General features: G+C 28.9%; 34 protein-coding genes. 2 read left to right on the top strand and 32 right to left on the bottom strand.

Annotation, left to right across the window (positions count from 1 at the left end):
• Positions 1-40: 40 nt before the first annotated feature.
• From GXM21_RS04820 to GXM21_RS04680, 29 genes are all read right to left on the bottom strand, one after another.
• Positions 41-1,453 carry a hypothetical protein gene (locus GXM21_RS04820; protein WP_008538233.1) on the bottom strand — a complete coding sequence of 471 codons (1,413 nt, stop codon included), beginning with the start codon at positions 1,451-1,453 and terminating at the stop codon, positions 41-43.
• On the bottom strand, positions 1,440-1,871 hold the full coding sequence (locus GXM21_RS04815) for a hypothetical protein (RefSeq protein WP_008538234.1): 432 nt from the start codon (positions 1,869-1,871) through the stop codon (positions 1,440-1,442). Before GXM21_RS04815 ends, GXM21_RS04820 begins: the two co-directional genes overlap by 14 nt.
• Before the next feature lie 45 nt (positions 1,872-1,916).
• Complete coding sequence (locus GXM21_RS04810) at positions 1,917-2,858, bottom strand: radical SAM protein (protein ID WP_008538236.1); 942 nt, start codon at positions 2,856-2,858, stop codon at positions 1,917-1,919.
• A gap of 83 nt (positions 2,859-2,941) precedes the next feature.
• Positions 2,942-3,808: a GREB1-related protein gene (locus tag GXM21_RS04805; RefSeq protein ID WP_008538237.1), complete on the bottom strand. Its 867-nt coding sequence runs from the start codon at positions 3,806-3,808 to the stop codon at positions 2,942-2,944.
• A complete protein-coding gene (locus GXM21_RS04800) occupies positions 3,801-4,556 on the bottom strand; it encodes a ParB N-terminal domain-containing protein (protein WP_163604677.1) in 756 nt (251 codons plus the stop codon). Before GXM21_RS04800 ends, GXM21_RS04805 begins: the two co-directional genes overlap by 8 nt.
• A gap of 259 nt (positions 4,557-4,815) precedes the next feature.
• Entirely contained in the window at positions 4,816-5,310 is a 495-nt protein-coding gene (locus GXM21_RS04795; protein WP_008538239.1) for a sigma-70 RNA polymerase sigma factor region 4 domain-containing protein, read from the bottom strand.
• A 211-nt stretch (positions 5,311-5,521) separates the two neighbouring features.
• The gene (locus GXM21_RS04790; RefSeq protein ID WP_008538241.1) at positions 5,522-5,725 is read right to left on the bottom strand and encodes a hypothetical protein; all 204 of its coding nucleotides are present in this window, start codon (positions 5,723-5,725) and stop codon (positions 5,522-5,524) included.
• A 252-nt stretch (positions 5,726-5,977) separates the two neighbouring features.
• Positions 5,978-6,451 (bottom strand): YopX family protein, encoded by a 474-nt coding sequence (locus GXM21_RS04785; protein ID WP_008538243.1) that lies wholly within the window; start codon positions 6,449-6,451, stop codon positions 5,978-5,980.
• Positions 6,452-6,468: 17 nt separating this feature from the next.
• Positions 6,469-6,897: a DUF7659 family protein gene (locus GXM21_RS04780; RefSeq protein WP_008538244.1), complete on the bottom strand. Its 429-nt coding sequence runs from the start codon at positions 6,895-6,897 to the stop codon at positions 6,469-6,471.
• Positions 6,887-7,069: a hypothetical protein gene (locus tag GXM21_RS04775; protein ID WP_008538245.1), complete on the bottom strand. Its 183-nt coding sequence runs from the start codon at positions 7,067-7,069 to the stop codon at positions 6,887-6,889. The genes GXM21_RS04780 and GXM21_RS04775 overlap by 11 nt, the downstream gene beginning before the upstream one ends.
• Positions 7,070-7,075: 6 nt before the next feature.
• Positions 7,076-7,573, bottom strand: a complete 498-nt coding sequence (locus GXM21_RS04770) for a hypothetical protein (protein ID WP_008538247.1) — start codon at positions 7,571-7,573, stop codon at positions 7,076-7,078.
• Positions 7,566-8,069 (bottom strand): hypothetical protein, encoded by a 504-nt coding sequence (locus GXM21_RS04765; protein ID WP_008538249.1) that lies wholly within the window; start codon positions 8,067-8,069, stop codon positions 7,566-7,568. The genes GXM21_RS04770 and GXM21_RS04765 overlap by 8 nt, the downstream gene beginning before the upstream one ends.
• On the bottom strand, positions 8,047-8,505 hold the full coding sequence (locus GXM21_RS04760; protein WP_008538250.1) for a DUF3850 domain-containing protein: 459 nt from the start codon (positions 8,503-8,505) through the stop codon (positions 8,047-8,049). The genes GXM21_RS04765 and GXM21_RS04760 overlap by 23 nt, the downstream gene beginning before the upstream one ends.
• A gap of 9 nt (positions 8,506-8,514) precedes the next feature.
• Complete coding sequence (locus tag GXM21_RS04755; RefSeq protein ID WP_008538251.1) at positions 8,515-8,892, bottom strand: hypothetical protein; 378 nt, start codon at positions 8,890-8,892, stop codon at positions 8,515-8,517.
• 44 nt (positions 8,893-8,936) lie between these two features.
• Entirely contained in the window at positions 8,937-9,221 is a 285-nt protein-coding gene (locus GXM21_RS04750; protein WP_008538252.1) for a hypothetical protein, read from the bottom strand.
• Position 9,222: 1 nt separating this feature from the next.
• Positions 9,223-9,531, bottom strand: a complete 309-nt coding sequence (locus tag GXM21_RS04745; RefSeq protein ID WP_008538253.1) for a hypothetical protein — start codon at positions 9,529-9,531, stop codon at positions 9,223-9,225.
• 4 nt (positions 9,532-9,535) lie between these two features.
• Positions 9,536-10,141, bottom strand: coding sequence for an ATP-binding protein (locus tag GXM21_RS04740; protein ID WP_008538254.1), 606 nt, complete (start codon positions 10,139-10,141; stop codon positions 9,536-9,538).
• On the bottom strand, positions 10,128-10,970 hold the full coding sequence (locus tag GXM21_RS04735; protein ID WP_163604676.1) for a DnaD domain protein: 843 nt from the start codon (positions 10,968-10,970) through the stop codon (positions 10,128-10,130). Before GXM21_RS04735 ends, GXM21_RS04740 begins: the two co-directional genes overlap by 14 nt.
• Positions 10,971-10,985: 15 nt before the next feature.
• Positions 10,986-11,594: a hypothetical protein gene (locus GXM21_RS04730; RefSeq protein WP_008538256.1), complete on the bottom strand. Its 609-nt coding sequence runs from the start codon at positions 11,592-11,594 to the stop codon at positions 10,986-10,988.
• 1 nt (position 11,595) lies between these two features.
• A complete protein-coding gene (locus GXM21_RS04725) occupies positions 11,596-12,057 on the bottom strand; it encodes a hypothetical protein (RefSeq protein ID WP_008538257.1) in 462 nt (153 codons plus the stop codon).
• Positions 12,058-12,061: 4 nt separating this feature from the next.
• On the bottom strand, positions 12,062-12,871 hold the full coding sequence (locus GXM21_RS04720; protein ID WP_008538258.1) for an MBL fold metallo-hydrolase: 810 nt from the start codon (positions 12,869-12,871) through the stop codon (positions 12,062-12,064).
• Between the two features lie 19 nt (positions 12,872-12,890).
• Positions 12,891-13,694: a hypothetical protein gene (locus tag GXM21_RS04715; RefSeq protein WP_008538259.1), complete on the bottom strand. Its 804-nt coding sequence runs from the start codon at positions 13,692-13,694 to the stop codon at positions 12,891-12,893.
• Between the two features lie 15 nt (positions 13,695-13,709).
• Positions 13,710-15,683: an AAA family ATPase gene (locus GXM21_RS04710; RefSeq protein ID WP_008538260.1), complete on the bottom strand. Its 1,974-nt coding sequence runs from the start codon at positions 15,681-15,683 to the stop codon at positions 13,710-13,712.
• A 137-nt stretch (positions 15,684-15,820) separates the two neighbouring features.
• Positions 15,821-16,237, bottom strand: a complete 417-nt coding sequence (locus GXM21_RS04705; RefSeq protein WP_154645558.1) for a hypothetical protein — start codon at positions 16,235-16,237, stop codon at positions 15,821-15,823.
• Between the two features lie 4 nt (positions 16,238-16,241).
• Positions 16,242-16,733 carry a hypothetical protein gene (locus GXM21_RS04700; RefSeq protein ID WP_008538263.1) on the bottom strand — a complete coding sequence of 164 codons (492 nt, stop codon included), beginning with the start codon at positions 16,731-16,733 and terminating at the stop codon, positions 16,242-16,244.
• Positions 16,734-16,771: 38 nt separating this feature from the next.
• The gene (locus tag GXM21_RS04695) at positions 16,772-17,068 is read right to left on the bottom strand and encodes a MerR family transcriptional regulator (RefSeq protein ID WP_008538264.1); all 297 of its coding nucleotides are present in this window, start codon (positions 17,066-17,068) and stop codon (positions 16,772-16,774) included.
• 2 nt (positions 17,069-17,070) lie between these two features.
• On the bottom strand, positions 17,071-18,099 hold the full coding sequence (locus GXM21_RS04690; protein WP_008538265.1) for a hypothetical protein: 1,029 nt from the start codon (positions 18,097-18,099) through the stop codon (positions 17,071-17,073).
• 20 nt (positions 18,100-18,119) lie between these two features.
• Positions 18,120-18,272 (bottom strand): hypothetical protein, encoded by a 153-nt coding sequence (locus GXM21_RS04685; RefSeq protein ID WP_008538266.1) that lies wholly within the window; start codon positions 18,270-18,272, stop codon positions 18,120-18,122.
• A gap of 89 nt (positions 18,273-18,361) precedes the next feature.
• Positions 18,362-18,559 (bottom strand): helix-turn-helix domain-containing protein, encoded by a 198-nt coding sequence (locus GXM21_RS04680; protein WP_008538267.1) that lies wholly within the window; start codon positions 18,557-18,559, stop codon positions 18,362-18,364.
• 125 nt (positions 18,560-18,684) lie between these two features.
• Here GXM21_RS04680 and GXM21_RS04675 point away from each other — a divergent pair, with 125 nt between their 5' ends.
• Positions 18,685-19,134, top strand: coding sequence for a helix-turn-helix domain-containing protein (locus GXM21_RS04675; protein ID WP_163604675.1), 450 nt, complete (start codon positions 18,685-18,687; stop codon positions 19,132-19,134).
• A 54-nt stretch (positions 19,135-19,188) separates the two neighbouring features.
• Positions 19,189-20,286 carry an SAP domain-containing protein gene (locus GXM21_RS04670; protein ID WP_008538269.1) on the top strand — a complete coding sequence of 366 codons (1,098 nt, stop codon included), beginning with the start codon at positions 19,189-19,191 and terminating at the stop codon, positions 20,284-20,286.
• Between the two features lie 44 nt (positions 20,287-20,330).
• Here GXM21_RS04670 and GXM21_RS04665 read toward each other — a convergent pair whose 3' ends face one another.
• The 3 genes from GXM21_RS04665 to GXM21_RS04655 are packed head-to-tail and all read right to left on the bottom strand — an operon-like array spanning position 20,331 to position 21,226.
• The gene (locus GXM21_RS04665; RefSeq protein WP_008538270.1) at positions 20,331-20,573 is read right to left on the bottom strand and encodes a type II toxin-antitoxin system RelB family anti-toxin; all 243 of its coding nucleotides are present in this window, start codon (positions 20,571-20,573) and stop codon (positions 20,331-20,333) included.
• Positions 20,574-20,577: 4 nt separating this feature from the next.
• Positions 20,578-20,931: a DUF2442 domain-containing protein gene (locus tag GXM21_RS04660; protein ID WP_008538271.1), complete on the bottom strand. Its 354-nt coding sequence runs from the start codon at positions 20,929-20,931 to the stop codon at positions 20,578-20,580.
• A gap of 34 nt (positions 20,932-20,965) precedes the next feature.
• A complete protein-coding gene (locus GXM21_RS04655) occupies positions 20,966-21,226 on the bottom strand; it encodes a DUF4160 domain-containing protein (protein ID WP_008538272.1) in 261 nt (86 codons plus the stop codon).
• Positions 21,227-21,318 lie beyond the last annotated feature (92 nt).

Genomic DNA, 21,318 nt, shown 5'->3' with positions numbered 1-21,318 from the left:
TAGCTTGCTTATTTCTCCAGTGGCTTTATTAAGCCATTTTCTAATTACCATATAATTTTGCCCCTCCTAAAAGTGCAGCAATATTTGGGTCAATATTATTTCTAACCTTAGCAAATGCAAGAATTAAAGCATCTGCACGGTCTGGACTTCTACGAATACGTTTTTTATAAGTCTTTTTATCTTCTAAAATAATACGTCCTCGTCTATCTATTGAATATTTACGTGTACTTAATTGTGCCGATAATTCATCATCATTTGGAATTTCAATATCTTCATCAAGTAATCGTTGTTTTAAGTTACACCATTGTTCAGTAGCCCAATTCGCATAATGTTCTTTGTCTATTGGACTACCACCATTGTGACAAGCTATTACATCAATGTTTAGTCGTTGTTCCCTTATAGTTTCTCTAAGCATATCTGTAACACCACCGCCAACACCATCATCATCAATACGAATGGTCGCATATGGCTTGTGATAATCTCTCATAAAATTCTTTGTAATATTCAATAATTTACCTGCTGTAGTAGTTGTATCTTGCTTTGTATAGTGAAATAATCCCAATGTTTTTCCAGCAATTCTAGGAACAAATATCGTTTCGTCATCACCAAAACGAGCAATATCTGCTCCAACATGAAGCATTGAATTGTAATCTATATCTAAATCTCTCATCATTGCAGCTTCGACAAGTTCTAATGGAATTAATCCGTCTGGCTCTGATTTTGGAAATTCTCCAAGCACACGAACTCTAACAACATCACTGTCCATACCATATTGACGAATAAGTCTTTGACAATAAGCGCTGGCTACACGGTCAGTATCCATACAATTAACTTTTATTGTGTAATATAAATCTCTATCCTCGTGAAAAGCACGCTTAAATGTTCCAATATTTTGTGTGGGGTTACCACATAAAAGTAATTTAGCGTCTTTTGTAGTCAATGCACCTTCAATCGTTTCATAAATCGGGTCCATTACACCGCTTGCTTCGTCAATAACAAAAAGCAGGTGTTCCTCATGGAACCCTGCCATATTTTCTGGCTTGCTGGCGGTTCTTGCTGTAGCAAACCATCTCTCCGGGTGTATTCTATTTTGAACCTTTGTTTTTTGCCAATCAAAAAGTCCATCTAATAATTCAGAGCGTTTTAGCCATTTACTAATCTCTGGCCAAAGAATATCTAATAATTGTTGTTGCGTTGGAGCTGTACATGGCACTTTAGGAAATGGACGTGTAAACATAAACCATAAAATAGCCCAACTTTCTAGTGCAGTTTTTCCAACACCATGACCAGAACGAACAGCCACACGAGGATGATTAGCTATTGCCCTTAGACATTCTATTTGCCATTTATCTGGCTGTGCTTTTAAAACATTTTGTACAAATGGTACAGGGTCGGCAATATACTGACGCATGGACCTTGCCAATTCATCAATATTTTTATTATGTTTTGTCATTTTTCCCCTCCCATACTTTTTCTAATACTTCTGTTAATAATTCTGCTGCATTTGATTGTTGTTCTGTTTCTTCTTTATCTGTATGAATGACTTTTTCAGCATACCCTCTGTTTTTCCCTAATGTTCTAAGAACAGATAAAGACACTTTCCAATTTCCTTTTTTTATCTCCGAAAAAATAACACCTTCAGCTAGATCCAGAACTGTTTCTCTTGCTTCTTGCTGTGCCCGTTGTAATCTTTTAGACTTTTTAACTCTATAAGATAATGCTTGTCTTGTAATCTTAATGCCATACATTTGCTCTAAATAAGTAACTGCATGAGTTAATATTCCTGCACTTTTCTGCAAAGCTTTTTCAGCCTGTTCCGTTGTAACCTTTCTAACGCGTTCTATACGCGTTTTTTTATTTTCTATATCCATTTTCATTATCCTATAGTAAAATTGTCAAATTACGTCAAAATAAGGCTAAATAAACATACTATCAGAAGTATGCTCCTTTGCCTTATCTAATAAGTAATTACAACCAGTTAATCTGCACGGAACATCACATTTACTCATATTAGTTTTATATTGTAGTTTTTTCTTTAGAATATCTTTTTCTGTAATATGTCCAATAATTTCATATGGTTTGTGACAACAATACATAACATTGCCTTGCTCATCTAGTGCAATCTGTGCGAAATTAGCTATACATTCTCTAGGAGTATATCCAATTCTATTAAATTTATAATTTATAACTACACGCTTATCGCGACATTGTATTCGTTCTAATTTATCTAATATTGGAGCTACATTGTTTTTATTCTTATAATATTGAGCTTGCGTACTTTCTACAGGTCTAAATATGATGTAATCTACATCTAAATCTTTATGTGCATAATAAAAATCAAGGTCAGCATAATCTTTTACTACACATTGGATTTCTAATTTTGTAGGAATGTTATTTTCTTTTTGCCACACTCGATAGGCTTGTATATTTTTAATAACTTGTGTATATCTATCTACACCCCTAATAACTTTATACTGCTTAGGATTACTAGCGTCTAAAGATACTTTTAAATATTTAGGAGCAATCTTCTTCAAAATATTAAAATTCGTATTTACTCCATATGGTATATGGTTTTCTTCTAAATAAGTTGTTATTTTTTCAAAATCTGGATTCAGCGTTGGCTCACCGCCACCTGTTAAAATAATACTTTTAACATTAAACTGTAATAATATTTGTACATACTCAATAAATTTATCATATGTCATATATCTAGGCTTACGACTTAATTTATCCCAACGACCATATGTACAATAATTACAATGATTATTACAAAAATTAGTTAAAAATATATCTGCTGTAATAGGCAATTTATAAAAAACATTATTCATATTAAAAATTAATTTATTATCATCAATCATTTTTTACCTTCTTATATTTACTTGAAATAATTAGTGGATATTGTCTATTAGCTCTGCCATGAGTAATTATAAATACCGCATATTTATTTTTTATTTTTTTTGTACCTTTCATTGATTATTTTCGGAGTACATAAATTCCAATTAATTTTGTGATGTATTCTTTTGTGGCTAGTGTTCATCATTGCCACCTTAACTGCTTGCGGACTAAAAATAACACTTGAAAACGGCTTGTTATATCCGCCTTTTTCCAAATATACCTCTGTCATACCTCCAGTAGTCTGTTGTGTAGCTGCTTGGATAATACATATTTTTGTATAAGTAAAAAACAATTTTCCTTTATTTCCTAAATGTGTATATGTTGATACATCTTCATTTTGTTTTCCACTCCACCAAAAGCGATTATCGGTACGACAAAAGAAAGTATTCATACACTTTCTAGCAAGTCCTTTTTTATAAAATCTTCCATCAATGCCTCCAATATAGTCACCAGCTTGAGCAATGGCAACTGATAATGCTCCTGAGGTATCTAGAAATTTAATTATTGCCTCAAATACATTATCAAGATTTTTAATTTTACGGACCTTAAGTTTATCTTTTTTCCCTTTTGAAATATATCGAGCGTCAAAAGAAGTATAATCATCGTCAAGTTCTAAAAAATATGTTAGTCCTAATTGTTTTGCTATATCAAAACAAGCATTGCGAGCATAAACAATAGCTCGCATATCTTCATTATCGTTTATACCCGTGTCGATTTTAGCAGCTATAGCACGCTTATCGAATACGATAACTCTGTCTTTAAATTTCTTTTTATACTCCGGTAATGTAACATCTAAATCATCACATATGATATACCAATTACCTGTGTAATTACCTTTCTTCAAAGCTCTAAGTGTTTTTATATTGTTAGGTCTGCCATTAGATAAAATAAATGCTGCAAAATCATCACGCATTTTCTTCCTCGCTCTCTACTAGGGATTTTAAATCCTCACTTAGCTGAACATAACCATTACGAATAGCGTTATTATAGTCAATAATGACAAGTGCAGATTCTTCCATAAGTTCTTGAATTTCGGCTGGTGCATGCGCATAATATTCAGCAATATTTTTATAATTAAAAGCATAATGACGCGTAGCTGCTTTACGTAGAAAAGCTTTTATTTCTTCTGGAATATTTGCTTGCTCTATTTTCCCTAGTAGGGAATTGCACTTGTCCTCATCAACTAAAGCTTCAAGTGTAGGACATTCACCAGTTATTTCATATTGTGGAATTTGAATATTTGTACTGTATTTATCATCATTTGTTAAATCTAAGTTAACATCTGGAATATTATCCATAAATCCAAATAAAGACATATCAAAATCAAGTATATCTGCAAATTCTTGATTTAATAAATCCATATCCCAATCAGCTAATTCAGCAGTTTTATTATCTGCTAAACGAAAAGCTTTTATTTGCTCTGGTGTTAAATCTGAACAAACAATACATGGAACAGTATTCATTTTTAATTTTTTAGCTGCTTTATATCTAGTGTGTCCACATATAATTACATTGTTATTATCCAGGATAATTGGATTTTTAAAACCAAATTCTTTAATGCTATTTGCTACATATTTAACAGCCTCATCATTAAATCGTGGATTGTTCTCATAAGGATTTAATTCAGAAATATTTTTATAAATTATTTGTAATTCCTTCATTTGTTTATTTCCCCCCAAAAGAAAAAGCACAGGCATTATAGCTTGTGCTTTATTATTGATTTAATCTCGTATGCAATTTTTGATGTTATTAGTATAACACGAAAAACATAAAAAAAGAGCAACAAAAAGGCGCCTATTTGGGTATAAAAACACGCACTAAAATGATTACTAAAAGTCTACAAAAAGTATACTAAATGTGTACTAAAATAATCACTATTAAAATTATGTATTTATCCACAATAATTGTGGATAAAATAATTTATATGAATAAATCTAACTGTTCGTGTATAGCAGTTAAACCGAATAACATTCTTGATAATCTTCTAACAGCTTTATTTCTGCATTTTTTAGCCCACTGTTCTGATATATAATTCCGTTGAGCTATTTCACGCCATGTTTTATTGTCTAAATAAAAGGATATAACAATTCTTTTTTCTTCATCTTCAAGACCGTCAATGGAGCGGTCTACCTTTTTTATTATTCTGTTTATAATTTCTAAACGATTTTGTAATTCTATAATCTTAGCCTTATACTGTGCTTTTTTTGCTGTATATGCTTCAACTGCTGTTAATTCACTATTGCCTCCAGCAGTAATATCATCACCGTATTTAGCTATAGGAGCAACCGCCTCTAATTGCATAGTCTGTTGTAATACTTCAATATCTTCGGTCAAGTTTTTAATTGATATTTTAAATTGATTATAATTTTTTAAATAATAAACTGTTTTTCCAATGTAATCAACGCTTTTATTCATAATTACCTCCATTGCAAATACGACAGCAAAAGGAGCGAATATATCGCTCCTTGAATAAATTAATATTTTCATCCTGCTAATATAAATGAAATTGCTATTATAACAAATATTATTATTGTTGTTCCAAAAACTTTACGATTTCGTTTTTCATTATTCTGTTTTATAATTTCATATTCAGTTGGTGGTCTTTTAAACATTATATAAGCTTCCTTTATTTATATATTTTATTACTTTCTAAATCTTTAACTACTATACGTTCTTTAACTTCAAAACCAAATTCTTTAAATATTGCTCTCGTAGCTTTTAAGGCTATTTTTAATCGTACTAATCTTTTTTGTTCAGTTTCTTTTTCAATTTTATTTATAGCATTATATGGAACTGGGTCCATATAATGCTCATGATTGCGTTTTTCCATTGTTTTCTCCATTATTAACAAGTTTAACTTTTCGTTTACTCCAAATATTAAATAATTTAAATGGTGTCATTTTGTACTCTCCTTTAAATTTTTAACAACTTTATTTGAGAAATCTTTTATAAATCTATGCTTTAATGTGCAATTATCTTTATTACATGGTTTCTTATTAATCCAACACATAAAACCTGTATTGGCTTCATAATATCGTTTATCACATTGCATAATCATTCACACTTTCTGTATTTTTAGTACCTATAAACTTTCTAAATCACCGTGTAATTCTTTCATTTCTTGATAATATTTAATTCTGTGCTGTTCAGATATTTTTTGAAATAACTCTTCATTATCAAATATGTTCCCGACTATTTTTATTTCATTATAAAAAAATTCAACCGATAATATTGCTCCGGTATTATAACCAAATACAAATTGATTATCTTCAAAAACAGCAACAGCACGAGAAGGTTCTCCCCATTCGGGTTCAACTTCTTCCACAATATCTCCTTCAAAAACCTCATTTCCGTTTACATCTTTAAGCCATATTGCTTGCCCTACTGTTTCTGGATTAACTTCATGCATTACTATTGGTCCGGCATTTTCTCCATCAAATATATAATGTCTTATTTTTTCATCTTTTGTATTTTTAAATAAAACTTTCCTAACATATCCACCATAACACCATTTATTTGTATCTATATCTTTACCTCTAAATAATATTTCCCTCATCTTAATCTCCTATATTTTTAATTCTTATAAAAGTATTGAATAGCTAAATCTAAACCATTCTTTAAAGCTTCATCATTATTTATTTGTTCCATTGTATATCCCAAATCATTCAAAGTATCTTCTGTATCATAAGTATATGCAAATTCATGACTCCAAAGCTCATAAATAAACATAGATTTTATAAATCCACTTCCGTCCTTATCTTGTTCTATAGCTTCTTGCTTTTCTTTTCTATGTCTTTGTGTCAGATTTTTTAATGCTTCCTTATCTTTCTTTCTTATAAATCCACCATAACCAATAGAACAAATATCTTCTCTATTTAATCCATATTCTTTTAATTTCTTTTCAAACTCTTCTTTACTAGAAGTAAATATATAGAAAATTTTGTCTTTAGCAAATGTATCATATTCGTTTTGATGTTTATTTTTCATTTCTTCATAAGTCATAATTAATACCTCGTTCTTTTATCTTTCTATTAAATTGTTTTCTAAATTCTAGTAATATCCAATCAAATTCAAGCATTTCTTCTTCAGCAAATCTTTCTAAATTTCTAAGTACATGACCAGCTTCTATACTTACCTTTTCTTCACATTCTTTTAAAAAATAGTTATCATTCATGACATATCACTCAAATAAATTATTTTCTTCCTGAAGTTGTTTAATTATATATGGGTCTGTTTCCGTATCAATAGTTGTGCTAAGTGGTGTAATTATAACTATTACTCTAGGTTGTAAACTATTTACTTCTACAATCTTACTACCATCAAAATTTTTTATTATTCTATCGTCAGAAAGTACCCATTTTGTGTATAACGTTTTTTTATGGTTTATTGTTTTATATTCATCAGAGATAATGTCTGATGTTGCTTGTAATAATCCTAATAAATCTGGATAATGAGCTTTACTTTCTAAGTAATATAGACAGCACATAGATACACCCATACTAAAATGTCTTAATTTTTCTTGTACTTTTAATACCTGTAACGCTTTTCTACAAGAACTTTCATACTTTCGATAAGCCTCACTTGGTAAAAGGACTGAACGTCCTTTTACCATAACTGGGCTATTCTTTTTTGTTACAGGATTGCCATATAAAACAAATGCAAAAGGTGTTTTATTCATTGGTATTTCCTATTAATTCTTTATAATCTCTACATTTACATAAAAATTTATTTTTATATTTATAATCTCTTGGTATAGGCAAATGATGTTGAATCCCTAAATTTTCTACTATTCCATTTGGAATATAACTATCTATAAAAAAACATCCATCATTACATGACCATGCAGGGCATTTAGTACATTCTGTTTCATTATTATTAAAGTCATCACATATTTTAGAAATACTAATATAGTAATTCATCATTGTTTCAAAATAATTTTTAGTAATAACATGAACATCATCATTAAATAGTATGTTTCCTATTTCTTCACAAGATATTTCTTCACCTGAATCATTAGTGAAATAAAGTTCTTCATCATCTTGTGAAATACTAAATTTTTTTAAATTATCTATATTAAATATTTCTTGTTTTTCTCCAAAATCAACATAAAATTCTTCTTCAAAATGAACTCCATTTTCTTGCATAAAAGTTTTAATTGCGTTTATATTTTTCATTTTGATACCCCTTATATAAATGTACATAATAATTTTTATACATAGCAGCTTGTACTTTACTTTTAAAGCAATTTCCTATCATCAAAACAGCATAATCAAATGTTGTTTCTTCCCATGTATCTTCAACGATATCTCCGTCTATGTCTATGCGATAATAAATATCATTTTGTACTGGTATCCAAGAGTTATATCGTCTTATATTCATTACTACATAATCAATAGGTATACCATCTGGAAAATCATCATGTGTTAATATATTATCTACTTTTACTTTAATTTGATTACCTGTATAAGTATTATCCATATAATCAAACTCGGACAATACTAATATATCGCCAACTCTAAACATACGGTCATTCTTGCGAATTTCAAAATTTTTAATTCCATTTATAATATCTTGAAAAAATTTTGGCTTTATTTTTAATTCATGTATCATTTTAAACTCCTAATTAAAATCTAAATTTAATTGTTTAGCGTGATTCAACATAATCTTATCTACATTTACTTTTTTAGCATTTCCCACTACCTGCTGATAATCTATAAAACTTTTAATTTTATTCAAATCTGGATAATACTGCATTAATTTTCCATAACTTAAAGTAGTTAGCTGGTTAAGTTCCATTATGAAATTAAATACAACTTTATTTGATTTCTTTGATTTTATAACATTATCTATACTATTACGTGGTTTTTTATATTTAGCTAAAATACTTGCTCTTGAACGTTCATAATTATACTTATATGCACAGTGTTCAGAACAATACTCTTTTTTTATATAATCAGTCCAAAACTCTCTATGACAATACTTACACTCTTTCCACATAATAAAACCAACCTTTCAAAAATTATTATTGATGTTATATTTATTTAATTATGTTTATAATAATCTTTTTTGAAGTTTATTCCTTTGTAAATTTTTAATATCTTAGCACTTCCAAAAAGAATATCTAGTACATTAAGTTTGCTCTCGTTTGTAGTAATCCAAACACCACCAACGAAACATTGTAATTCATAATATCCATCTATTCCTTTACATATTTTGCAAAATTCTGTTTTATCGTTATATTTAACTTTAAAAGCTCCATTATAAGGAAGTCCTATTCTATTCATACAACTATGAATAGCTCTTTGTATTAAATCTTTATTACGCATTTTATCCTAAAACTCCACTCATAATTAAATCTGAAATATTTTCATCTTTAATTCTTTTATCTTTACAAGTAGCTATCAAAGCTTTTGCTTTTAAAAATGTTTTAAGTTGTTCATCACGAAGAACAATTACAAATCTTTTTTTATTAGAATAACTTTCTATTTCATGTGATATATATTCTGATGATTTCTTTCCAAGAACTTTTTCAACTAGCGCATTAAAGTAAGGTTTTTCGTATGGCACAGAAGTTCCTTGCTGTAAATATCCAATACTACTATTTCTTTTTGTAGATACAAAAATTACTTCAGTCATTTTATTACTCCTTTAAATCATTTATATTCATTACTTTTCTTTGACTCGGTGAATTAAATGCAATGTAGTAATTTGTAGATTTTAAACGGTCAATAAGCCTACCAGAATAAGTATTTTCTAATTCTTGTTTATTCAAATTTGTTGTAATTATTATTGTTTTTTTTCGATTGTACCTTTCAGTTATTATACTGTGTACTTTTTGTAATACCCATGGTGCATTAACATCTTCTCCACCTAAATCATCAATTACTAATAAATTAGTATTTCTTAATCTATCCTCAAACATTGTCCATTCATCAATGTTCTTCGCTTTCATCGAATATAAATTGTCCATTAATGAACTCATAGGGATAAATAACCCATATCCACCTTTATTTATATATTCTTTTAAAATACATACTGCTAATGTAGTTTTTAAAGTACCATATCCACCAGCTAATATAAGACCTATACCATTTTTTATATACTCACTCATATTTTTTGAGTAGTTATAAACTAATTTCGCATTTTCTCTAATATCTCCATCTATTTTCAATGTATTAAAAGATACATCTGCATATCGTTCATGTATTCCTGCATTAATTAATTGCTTTTCATTAATCCCAACCACTTTTTTCGTTGGCGAATTTTCTTCTTGCCTCTTCGGTTGTTTCTGTTTTATTCGTTGAATATACTCTTTTACGTCCAACTGTTTTTCCTTGTCGAACCATTGTGGCTGCTTTTTTTTCGTTGCTAGTATCATTTTTAAAGCCTTCTTTCTCCCACCGCATTAGTATTTTTCCAATATAATTAACCGACCGTCCATGACATAACGCAGCTTCTTTTATTGCTTCAAGAACCCAGTTTTTACCATAACTGTCAAAATAATCAGCTAGTTTATTGCCTTCAACTTCACCGTTAATTGGATGAATATTGTTCGAGAATAAGTCAACTATCTCCTTAAAATCATCATCTAAAAATCTTTGAAGTTTTTCTTTAGCAGCAGCTATATTATTAGTAGTATTATATTTAGTATTATTAATAGTATTATTGGGTAAAGTTTCTTTACTAGGGTAGTCAATTTCTTTTACTACTGGTGGTAAAGTTTCTTTACTAGGGTAGTCAATTTCTTTTACTACTGGTGGTAAAGTTTCTTTACTAGGTGTAGTCAATTTCTTTATATATTTAATATTAGTAGTATATTTATTAGGTGTCGTAAAATTGCCTTTCTTTTCAAGAATATAGTTTTTCTTAACCAAATCACTTAAAACTTTTATTGCTGTTGGTTTAGAAATTTTGAGGCTTTCAATTAGGTAACTATAACTACCAGTATATTTTTGATTATTTATTGTAAAATTGTGTATTATAGCAAATACTATTAATTCTAATGGTTTTAAATCAAGACGTGTCATCATCCAGCCTTGTATTTGTATATAGCTATCATCATTTACTCGCCCCATTTATTACACCTCACTTTAATTAGGCAATGTTTCCGCTGTTAAACTATTTATATCTATAACCTCTGCTCTAACAGGAACAGTAGGCTTTTTATTTTTAGATTTTTGTTTTGCTGTTTCTTTTGATTTAGGCTCTTCTTTTGTTTGTTCCACGACATTTCCTTCAGCATCAAATAGTGCCACCTGCGCTCGTTTACCTTTCAAATAATCAAGTGCAGCATAAATTAAATCGTCTAATTTTTTACTACCATCTTCGCTAAGACATTTATCACCGCTATATTCGTCAGAAGGGTTCATTCTTTTTGGAGTGTTAATTATTATAGGATTATCATCCTCACCAGTATAGAATTTTAGGTGTATGCTACAGCCAATAGTGTTATCTTTAGCGTGATAAATAGTAACGCCGTAACATTCCACTTTTGAAGAAATCTCTTTCTCAGCTTCAGCTGATAATCCCATCATAGCCAATGCCGTTTTTTTTAAACCTGTAATAGCTGCATAAAATTCTGGAGTTGCTTTTTGTTTAAAATCTCGTTTTACGCTATCTCCATTGTCTGTAAAATCCATTCTGATTTTATCTTTAATAAGTTTTACACTATTAATACAATAACGTTCTTCTGTAGACATCTTATACATCCTCTCTCAATTTCCAATTCATAGGTTTAAAATCCTGGCGATAACATCCAGCACATGTATATTTACTGTATTTAATAATTTCACATTTTTTACAGTTGCCATTTATAGCTGCACAATAATTCTTAATATGTTTTAATGAAGTCGGTAATATTTTCTTATTCTGAATTACTTCATATATATCGGACATATGATTTATTATTTCTCGAATAATATCTTTTGCGTCATTAACAGAATCAACCCTACATATTTCAATTAGTTTCCCTGTAGTTTTGCATTTTGCCACAATATCACAAACAATAGAATCATATTCCCTACACCTAAAAATAGAGTTACAGACATGAAATTTTTCAAAAGTTCTTAAATCCCATTTATTCCCATTTACACATATTTCAAATCCATCTAGATTTATAAAATTTACTTTCCCGTTAAAAGTGGTATGCACTATCATTTTCATTTTTTTATTCCTCTCTAAAAATTTTGTAAAAAAAATTACTACGAGTTGAAGGTTTAGGAACACATTCCCATGTGCTAGTTGGCATAATATAATTACCAGTTTTTATTACATTTTCATCTGCTATATATACAGGAATACCTGTCATAGCTTCTATTTCTTGTTTAAATTCATCTGCGTCTGAATTTTGTTTAGATAAATGCAATAAATAGATTTCTTTTAAGCAAGTCAAATCATTTTTACTAAGCCATGTTTTTAAATTTTCCAAAGAAAAATGGCTTTTTACTAACCTGTTATATCTGCTCTTATCTATCTGCCCATTTTTAAGCTTTTCATCTAAGATTTCGTAACTATGATTACATTCAACCATTAATTGCGAAATCTTATTGACATTAAATTCAAGATTATAAGTATCAGTAGCAAACATTAAAATATCTTTATTATCTCTTAAAACAAATCCTACCGGCTCGCATGCGTCATGGTTAGTTTTAAATGGCATTATAGTTATATCACCAACAATAAATACCTTTTCGCTTTCGATAAAATGCACGTAGGGGCTTTTCTCCACCCCACAGGCAATCGCTGTTCCTTTGCTGGTATAAATATCGATACCCAACCTTAAAAACTCGTGTATTGCTTTGCTATGGTCTTTATGTTCATGTGTCAATAAAACAGCCTCTACATCATCAATAGTTGTCCCTAGACAATGTCTTATATCTTTCATTGGTAGACCACACTCTATTAAAAGTGTGGTCTTATTACTCTCTATCTTATACAGATTTCCAGCACTTCCACTGGCATAACAAGAAATAAACATTATACTTCACTCCTAAAAATTAGAATGGTGGTTGTTCCTCATCGTCTTCCTGTTCATCAAAGGCAGGTTGCTCGATTTTAACTTTTTTAGGTTCTTCTTTTTTTACAGATTTAGTTTGTACTGTTTCTTTTGCTTTAGCTTCAGCTTTATTGATTTTATCCAATACCTCTGATTTTGGTTCTTGTTTTGGCATTTCCAATGTCTTAGACGCCATTTTTTCTTTTATTTCCTGCACTGGTTTTGCTTCTTCTGTAATATCTTTTTCGTGTGTATCCTGAATTTCTTCTTGTGTTTGTAATCCCATACTTAACTCTGGAGCAGTAGTACGAATAAGCCATGCAGCAGCTCTATATCTAAGCATTAAATCTGGTATTGTCTGCCATTTACTACCTTTTTTAGCAAACCAGCCTTCTGCTTTTGCTAAACCAATCGTAACAAGTGGACCTTCAATTTTATCTCCAGTTGCAATTTCAGTTGTGTAAGCTATACAACCGTAGTCATCTGTATTTTTATCTCCTACATATTTATATTTTATGCTTGTATATTTTCCGCATTGATTGAATACAGAAATAAGAAATTTACTACTCCAAGATGGATTGCCATATACTACATATAAATTCTGCATTACCATAAGCGGGTCGGCTTTTAATCTTTGAGCCATGTTAATAGCTATAGCACAATTACCTACATTTTTTCTAAAACTTTCTGGAATTAATGTTGTTTCGGAAAACATTTTTGCCATATTCCAAAGAAGCTGGTAACTATCTTTTGAAGTAAATCCAGGCATTGTATTTTGTTCTTTTAGCATTATTGTGTTTGTCATTTTGAATATCTCCTTTTAAAATCTTTTTAGTATTGGTTCTTTAATTCTCAAAAAATCATGATGAGCAACAATAAGATTAAACATTTGGCTATTATTAGTTTTTAATATCTCACTTACACACTCCGCATTATCTATCCACATTGGGACATCTAATTTATAATGCTGTGCTAAAGTATTACAAATATCCAATCCAATTATGATTTTTTCACCATTCGACATACTCTTACCATATGTCGAACCTTGTTGAGTCATGGCTTCACAAGTATCGTCTATAAGACCGTTTACTTGTTGACTAAACAACTTAAATCTAGTTATTTTAAACTTGCTATTAATTTTATCTGTGAGCATATTTACTTTATTTTTAGTGAATATTTGGGCGAGGTTTAATTTAAATTCTAAGTTATTAAATTCTTCGCCCAATCGTTTTTGTTCTGCTTTTAAATCTTTAATGCGATTTTTAAAAGCAGATAATTGTTTTATTTTAGCTAATTTCTCTGCTCTTACATCAATATCTAAATCAAGCTGTTCAAGCTCCGATTGATATTGTTTTAAAGAATTAGCACAATTATCTTGAACTGAGATAAGTTCTTTCTTTAGATTTACTTTTTCTCTATATAGATTTCGATATTCCTCATCTTCGGAATATCCTGTCTCAGTAATATTCTTTTGTTTGTCTATAATTTGCACATCTAATTCCTGGATATTTTTATTTAGATTGTTGATGTTTTCTACTAGTGTAGCTATTGTATTTTCATTATCCTGTAATTTATGTTCTAATTCTTGTTTCTTATGAGCTAAGTTCGTACCTGCTTCTGTACAAGCTTTTAAATTATCAGCTTTAGTTTTATTAAATTTTTCTATTGCTTCGTTAATTTTTTCTTGCGGTAATGCTTGCCCACAAGTAGGACAAATATTATCCCCACTAAATACCTTCTTTTTTTCCACTTTCCAAGCGTTTCGACAATCTTCTATTTGTTGTGAAATACTTGTCATTTTATTATTAAGTATTTCACTCTCATTTTTTTTATTGTCGAGTTGTTGTTTTTCTTTCTGTAATTCTATTTCTTTAGCAGATTTTTGTTTTTGTAATTCTAATACATCAGCATTGTTAGTTGCGTCATATTGCTGTTTTATCTGCTCTATTTTGGTATCAATTTGAGCAATTTGTCTTTCAAGGTGAGCTACTGCGTACCCACCTTTGATTGTAGTTAATTTATTTTCAAGAGTATTTTTCTTTTTGCGGAAATCCTTCAGTTCTATTTCAATAACTTCTTCGTTAATCTCTTCATTGGCGTCGTCCAGCATTTTTTGATTCTCATCAATTCGTGTTGGAATTTTATTTAGTTGACTATTTAATTTAGTTTTACGCTGGGTAATTAATGTTATAAAATCATTGACATTTTTACCTTCTAACATAGAAGGTAAATCTTTTAATCGCTCATCAGAATTAATTACATCTTCGTCTGTAATATCCCCACAAACTTCAAGCAATAATTCACGTTGCTTTTTCCATGGCATATTACAAAAATAAGTGGCACTAGATAACATTTTTAAAACTTCAATAGAGCCGATATGTTGCTCAATATAAGCGTTATAATCCTTTTGACTTCTTGCTACATCATCAATTAAATAAGTTGTGGTATGTCCATCAAATTCGGCTACAGGTTTACCATGATTTTTAGTCCACTTTTCTTGATATATTTTAGATAAGGTTACTTGTATACCATTATCTAGTTCTAAAGTAGCAGCTACTTTGTGTTCTATACCATTATCTAATTGTGGATTGCCTGTATTATCTTTTAATTTAATATCGTCATCAATCTTTTTATCGGTGCTAGATTTACCAACTAGCACCCAAAAATAAGCGTCTACTAATGTAGTTTTACCTACACCATTTTTACCAAAAATGCTTTTATCTTCACCATTTGGCTCAAATGTAAAATCCTTAATTGCTTTAAAATTATTTAACTCTAATTTTATTAACTTCACTTATGATGCCTCCCGTTTTTAAAATATTATTTTGAAATTCCACTAATTCAGATAATCGAAATATTAATGACGTTGCTGGAAGTTTTATTTTTCCCTGTAATTGTCTATCCTTATTGAAAATTGATACTCTTACCACGTTAATACCTTCCCTCTAAACCAAAAGTTATGCTAGTTACTTGTATATATTTTTTGAATGGCTTTTCTAAGTTTTCCAATGGATATAAAAATACATCCATTTCAAAAATAAAATTTTTTATTTTAAATTTAAAATGTGTAGTACCTTCTTTTAATGGGAATACACATTTACTTGTCAAAAATTGTTTTAACCCATATTCATAAACGATTTTTGACATAAATTTAATAGCGTGCATTTTTTTATTAACAAAATCCCTTGTTAATATGCGTACACATTTTTCAAGATTATCCGTAAAATCTTTATCACTCATAATATTGTTTATTAACAAATTAAATTCATCGTTTTTAGCATAGGTACAGTACAAAAAAATCACCCTTTCAAAAATTTTATTAATGTGGTATAATACACTTACTTTCAAAAATTTAACTTGATGTTATCAAAGAAATCCGTGCTGTTCCCGTCAGTGCGGATTTTTTTATTGGGCTAAATAATCTAATACCCACACAAGCACCTGATAACAACTGTATTTGTTTCATACAATCCATAAAAGTACATAATTCTTTTTGGTCGATTACATCATCGCAAGCGATGATATCTAATTTATTTAAGACATCTATTACATTTTTAATACATACTCTTAACTGTAATGTTCGTGATGAAATTCCTTTCATATTTATAGTCGGTAATGCCAGTTCTTGACCTGTTTTTGTTTGTTTTAAATACTCATATCCTAATTCGGGATTTACATATACCTTAGTCATTTTAGCTACAATATCATCAGGAATGTTTTTTTGACCTGCTTCATAATAATTTAATTGACGTTCACATATATTTAATAGATTTGAGGCATTTTTAACCGATAACCCTGTTTCTAATCGTGCAAAATAACACATCTTTGCGAACTCTTTATTCATATTATTAGACCTCATTTCATGAGATAATATATTTGTAATCAACGTTCTTTTCTTTTACGTCCTCTGCGGGGCGTATTTTCTTTTATCTTCTCCAATAAATATGATGTCTTAAAATCTGTTACACCATCTGACTTATCCTCTAACCACTTTTCTAATTTAGGTCTATTGATTTTTAAATGTGAACCTATCCAGCAACAAGGTAAATCATATTGACCGCTTTTTGTTAAAGCTCCTGCTACTCTAAAAAATTGGGCAGGTAATCCAAATAATTCAGTCGCCTCACTTGGAGTTAAAAGAATTTTTCGCCAAATTGGTATATTTATTTCTAATTCCATAGTTAACCAACGTCCTCATATTCTCTATAAAAACAAATTCCTTTATATACCCACGAACCAAGCTCTCTAGCAAAAGTTATAAATGCTGGCTCCCATTTTCCTGTTTTAGGATTAGCTCCATGTTTATATGGTTCTCCACATTGTAAATACATTGCGTCATAAGCTACTGGAGAAACACAGTCCCTAAAATGTTGCACTATTTCCTCATCAACAATATCTTCAGCATTAGCCCAAGATGTAAAATCTTGATGTGAATTATCCCACGCTTTTTTAGTTAAATACCTAGATTTTAAATTTGTTTTAGCTTTAATATTACTTTTTACAAGTGCTTTCTTTTCTTCAAAAAATTCTTTCACTATATTTTTATCTTCGTCGATTATAACTATCTTTTCGCCAATATGGTTTTTTGCATAAGATTGTCCTAACTCTAAAGCTGACTGTAAGCCTACAGTCTGAACACCAAATGTTCTATCATTACCAAAACAAATCTTATATTCTTTTTCATCATCAATATTATTAAATTCAGCCACAATCTTAAGCCCTTTTTTTATAACAATATGACCTTTATATTTCTTAGCAATTTCTTTAGCTTCTGCTAAAGTTTTTGCTTCTATACACCATGCAGTACCTTCATCTACTTGGAAAATTTTATAAACTTCTTCGGTTACTGATTCAGATTTTTCTTCTATCGTTTCATCAACTTGTTCAGATTTTTCAAAGTAGCAAATTTTTTCTTTTGTAAAATCTTCAACACAATCATCAGTTACATCATAAATTTTTTGAGTAGATACATATTCATAATCGCCATGTTTATAATCATCAGCAGTTATTTCTTTGTTAACGACTATTTCTTCAATAGAAGCACTCGCAAATTTTAAGCCGGTAGCATATCTTTCTATATAAGCAATAGCTTTTTCAAAAGTATCCCAAACCGTTGTACTTGCGTCGAGTTCATCAGTTTCATTACCATATTTAAATATATATCTTGTTACTTCATAGAATTTATTAGATTTAAATTTTTTAGTTAACATACTTATTCGCCCCTTCTTTTTTATAGTTTTATTTCTTTTACAATTCCATTAGAGATTTCTAAAATTCTAATGACTTTTTTTCTCATACTAGAAATTCTTTTAGCTATTTTCATAGCTTCTTCTTTTGTTTTTATAGGAAAAATATATTCCTCTACCTCGTAATAAGTGTTCATTGTTTTATTCCTCTTTTTAATATTTTATTTTGGTTGCCACCCAATTTATCTTGGCTATAAATTACAATATTGTTTCTTATAAGAAACAATTAGAGCAAAAAAAATTCATTTGCGTCTATTTTATATAATTTACATATCTTTCTAACTTCATCTAACTTGAAATCTGTTCCTTTAAAACGATTTATCTTTTTTGATAATGTTGTTCTAGATATTCCTAATTCTTTAGCAATTACGTCAAATTTAATATCATTTGCAATGAAATATGATTTTAATTTTAAATATCTCATTTTTACCTCCACTTTTTGTTTCTTTTTGGGAACAATTTAAATATACATCATTTTTGTTCCTAAGTCAATACATTTTTTAATAAAAAATTAAAAAAGTTGTAGAAAAGGAACAAAAATGATATAATTTGTTAAAGGAGTTGTTAAAAATGAATGAAAATATAAACAACATTACAGGTAAAAGGTTAAAAGAATTACGTGAATCTGCTGGACTAACAATGCAAGAAGAGGCTGATGTTTTAAATAAAACATTTAATCTACAAATAACTCGTGGCATGATGAGTCGTTGGGAAAGTGGAAAAGCACAACCAAGTAATATATTTTTATCTGCATATGCAAGGTATCACAATATGGATTTAAATTACATTATTGGTTTAACTGATGTTAAAAAAAATCTAGAAGAGAAATACACTTTAGAAGAAGTATCTATTGAAAACAATATAAATGAACGTGAATCAAATTTATTAGAAAAATTTAGAGCCTTACCGGAAGCAAGAAAATTAAAAATTGAAGCACGTATTGAAGCTGAATATGATATTGTTATGGAAAATGAACAAGAATCTAGACAAAAAGCATAGCTAATATGCTTGAGAGAAATTTCAAGTTATTATGTATAAAGAAAGGAACAAAATATGAATAATACTTCAATATATAAACCGTTATCACTAAAAGAAGTATTTGCTTTAGACTACTTTTATAACAGACCTATTGATACAACATTGCCAGATTATAAATTATCAGAGATTGGCAGTGATTATAAAAGTACATTAAAAAAGTTAATAACTAATGGATATTTAAGAAAATCAACTTTATATGAAGAATTGGAATTCTTAACTATACCAGAGTTAAAAAATATTTTAAAATCAAAACAACTTAAAGTTTCAGGGAAAAAATCTATTTTATTAGAAAGAATATTTTCTAACTTTAAACAAGAAGAATTACAATATTATATTAAAAATTCCTTTTATATATTAACTGAACAAGGTAAAAATACATTATCACAATATGAAATTTATTTAATTAATAACAATTATTTTGATTTTTCTATAGCTATTATTGAGGAATATAGAAACTTACTAAAAAAACAAAATCCTAATATAACAACTAAAGAAATTTTATATACTATATGTAATCATCAAATTGAAGAATCTTTTCAGAATAAGGATTTTTCTTTCACAGGTTTATGGGGAATTTTATCAAATGAAGCTATATATATGTCGAAAAATGGAGATAGTAAAGAAGCCCTTCAACGATTTATTCAATTTATAGCATTACATTTATCTGGGTGTAAAGAATTAAAGAAAAATTGCCCTCATATTACTGATTATAAAAGAAATTATTTTACTGATTCTTATGTATCTGAAATACACAAAAATGCCATAGCGTCAAATATTCTTTATACAAATTTTGATACATTTATATTAGCTGTGTTAGACGAATTTCTTCCTAAATTACCATTTTCTTATTACAAAGCTGAAACAATAGCTTATATTATAAAAACATACTTAAATGGCAAAACGATTGATTTTACTGAACTAAAACCAGATTATATACTTACCTCAAAAAAGGAACATGAATTACATTCAATGTTTGGAGGTTTTTCTTTTAAAACAAAATCCCAAAATAATACAGATGATTTTGTCAAAAATTTAAAAGATTGGTTAAAAAATCCACAATCACAACCAGAAATAGAAGAATGGTATCAAAATAATAAAGATAAATTTAAATAAAAATAAAAAAGCCACCATGATTTAAAATCACAGTGGCTTTAATCTTATTTAGTATTTTTTACTGTTTCTAGCGGAACAATAACCAGTTTTTTACCTAATGGTGTAAGTAATTTTACGAGTGTATCTGTATTAGGAATAGATTTACCTTTTTCAATACGAGCAATAACAGGCTGTTTTACTCCGCTAAGCTCTTCCAGCTTTTTTTGACTTATTCCTTGTTCCTCTCTAGCTCTTATTAATTCATTAATTATTGCTATACGTAAATTATTTATTTTAATATCATTCATGCTATTAACCTTCTATTGGAATACTATCAACATAACTACTATCTGGACATAAATCTATTTTATTACTCCATACTTTTTCACTATCTATATTAGGGTCTTTATCCCATGAAATAGAATGTGTACTATCTACATATACACGCTTAAATACGTTGTAATCTTTCAATATTGCAAATACAGTATTGTCTTTTATAAATGTCTTACAATCCATCAAACGCTTTTCCCCGTTATTAAAAGTAATTACAAGTGTATAATTTTCATTAGCTTTAACATCTATAATTTTTTTTCTTCCAGAAGCATAGTATTTAGCCATTGCTTCATCAAGCCCTAAGGATAAATAATAATTTACATCTTTTTTCATATTAAATCACCTCATGATTTAAAGAATAGAGCCATTATTTTAATGGCTCTATTGAAAACAACTCTTGATTTTTTTCAGCTAGTTCCCAGTTTTCTTTTAACTCTTCTTGATGAAAAGCTGCCCAACCTAAAAGCATTTTTAATTGTTTACTAGGAATTGCACCTTCTAAAACTTCTAATTCATTAATTAAAATGATAACCTCATCTCCACCATATGTAGCGTGAAAATGTGGTGGTCTGTGTTCTCTCCAATTAATAAAAATTTTAATACCTCTAAACATACATATTGTAGGCATTTCCTCATCTCCTTTACACATTCATTATAACTAAAAAGTTATTAATAGTCAATAACTTTTTAGTTATAATTTAATAGATATAATTATTGAAA

The sequence above is a fragment of the Megamonas funiformis genome (genome assembly GCF_010669225.1).
GTDB lineage: Bacteria > Bacillota > Negativicutes > Selenomonadales > Selenomonadaceae > Megamonas > Megamonas funiformis.
This window is presented reverse-complemented; position numbering and strand designations above follow the sequence as displayed.

Coding starts and splice junctions, on each gene's coding strand:
- GXM21_RS04720 (WP_008538258.1), bottom strand. CDS start 12,871: ATGTTTATTTCTTGTTATGCCAGTGGAAGTGCTGGAAATCTGTATAAG.
- GXM21_RS04790 (WP_008538241.1), bottom strand. CDS start 5,725: ATGGAAAAACGCAATCATGAGCATTATATGGACCCAGTTCCATATAAT.
- GXM21_RS04685 (WP_008538266.1), bottom strand. CDS start 18,272: ATGAACACTTATTACGAGGTAGAGGAATATATTTTTCCTATAAAAACA.
- GXM21_RS04670 (WP_008538269.1), top strand. CDS start 19,189: ATGAATAATACTTCAATATATAAACCGTTATCACTAAAAGAAGTATTT.
- GXM21_RS04725 (WP_008538257.1), bottom strand. CDS start 12,057: ATGAAAATGATAGTGCATACCACTTTTAACGGGAAAGTAAATTTTATA.
- GXM21_RS04665 (WP_008538270.1), bottom strand. CDS start 20,573: ATGAATGATATTAAAATAAATAATTTACGTATAGCAATAATTAATGAA.
- GXM21_RS04815 (WP_008538234.1), bottom strand. CDS start 1,871: ATGGATATAGAAAATAAAAAAACGCGTATAGAACGCGTTAGAAAGGTT.
- GXM21_RS04810 (WP_008538236.1), bottom strand. CDS start 2,858: ATGATTGATGATAATAAATTAATTTTTAATATGAATAATGTTTTTTAT.
- GXM21_RS04680 (WP_008538267.1), bottom strand. CDS start 18,559: ATGAGATATTTAAAATTAAAATCATATTTCATTGCAAATGATATTAAA.
- GXM21_RS04655 (WP_008538272.1), bottom strand. CDS start 21,226: ATGCCTACAATATGTATGTTTAGAGGTATTAAAATTTTTATTAATTGG.
- GXM21_RS04800 (WP_163604677.1), bottom strand. CDS start 4,556: ATGAAGGAATTACAAATAATTTATAAAAATATTTCTGAATTAAATCCT.
- GXM21_RS04715 (WP_008538259.1), bottom strand. CDS start 13,694: ATGACAAACACAATAATGCTAAAAGAACAAAATACAATGCCTGGATTT.
- GXM21_RS04770 (WP_008538247.1), bottom strand. CDS start 7,573: ATGAATAAAACACCTTTTGCATTTGTTTTATATGGCAATCCTGTAACA.
- GXM21_RS04730 (WP_008538256.1), bottom strand. CDS start 11,594: ATGTCTACAGAAGAACGTTATTGTATTAATAGTGTAAAACTTATTAAA.
- GXM21_RS04700 (WP_008538263.1), bottom strand. CDS start 16,733: ATGAATAAAGAGTTCGCAAAGATGTGTTATTTTGCACGATTAGAAACA.
- GXM21_RS04755 (WP_008538251.1), bottom strand. CDS start 8,892: ATGTGGAAAGAGTGTAAGTATTGTCATAGAGAGTTTTGGACTGATTAT.
- GXM21_RS04775 (WP_008538245.1), bottom strand. CDS start 7,069: ATGAATGATAACTATTTTTTAAAAGAATGTGAAGAAAAGGTAAGTATA.
- GXM21_RS04780 (WP_008538244.1), bottom strand. CDS start 6,897: ATGACTTATGAAGAAATGAAAAATAAACATCAAAACGAATATGATACA.
- GXM21_RS04735 (WP_163604676.1), bottom strand. CDS start 10,970: ATGGGGCGAGTAAATGATGATAGCTATATACAAATACAAGGCTGGATG.
- GXM21_RS04805 (WP_008538237.1), bottom strand. CDS start 3,808: ATGCGTGATGATTTTGCAGCATTTATTTTATCTAATGGCAGACCTAAC.
- GXM21_RS04695 (WP_008538264.1), bottom strand. CDS start 17,068: ATGGAATTAGAAATAAATATACCAATTTGGCGAAAAATTCTTTTAACT.
- GXM21_RS04765 (WP_008538249.1), bottom strand. CDS start 8,069: ATGAAAAATATAAACGCAATTAAAACTTTTATGCAAGAAAATGGAGTT.
- GXM21_RS04760 (WP_008538250.1), bottom strand. CDS start 8,505: ATGATACATGAATTAAAAATAAAGCCAAAATTTTTTCAAGATATTATA.
- GXM21_RS04690 (WP_008538265.1), bottom strand. CDS start 18,099: ATGTTAACTAAAAAATTTAAATCTAATAAATTCTATGAAGTAACAAGA.
- GXM21_RS04745 (WP_008538253.1), bottom strand. CDS start 9,531: ATGACTGAAGTAATTTTTGTATCTACAAAAAGAAATAGTAGTATTGGA.
- GXM21_RS04750 (WP_008538252.1), bottom strand. CDS start 9,221: ATGCGTAATAAAGATTTAATACAAAGAGCTATTCATAGTTGTATGAAT.
- GXM21_RS04660 (WP_008538271.1), bottom strand. CDS start 20,931: ATGAAAAAAGATGTAAATTATTATTTATCCTTAGGGCTTGATGAAGCA.
- GXM21_RS04785 (WP_008538243.1), bottom strand. CDS start 6,451: ATGAGGGAAATATTATTTAGAGGTAAAGATATAGATACAAATAAATGG.
- GXM21_RS04795 (WP_008538239.1), bottom strand. CDS start 5,310: ATGAATAAAAGCGTTGATTACATTGGAAAAACAGTTTATTATTTAAAA.
- GXM21_RS04820 (WP_008538233.1), bottom strand. CDS start 1,453: ATGACAAAACATAATAAAAATATTGATGAATTGGCAAGGTCCATGCGT.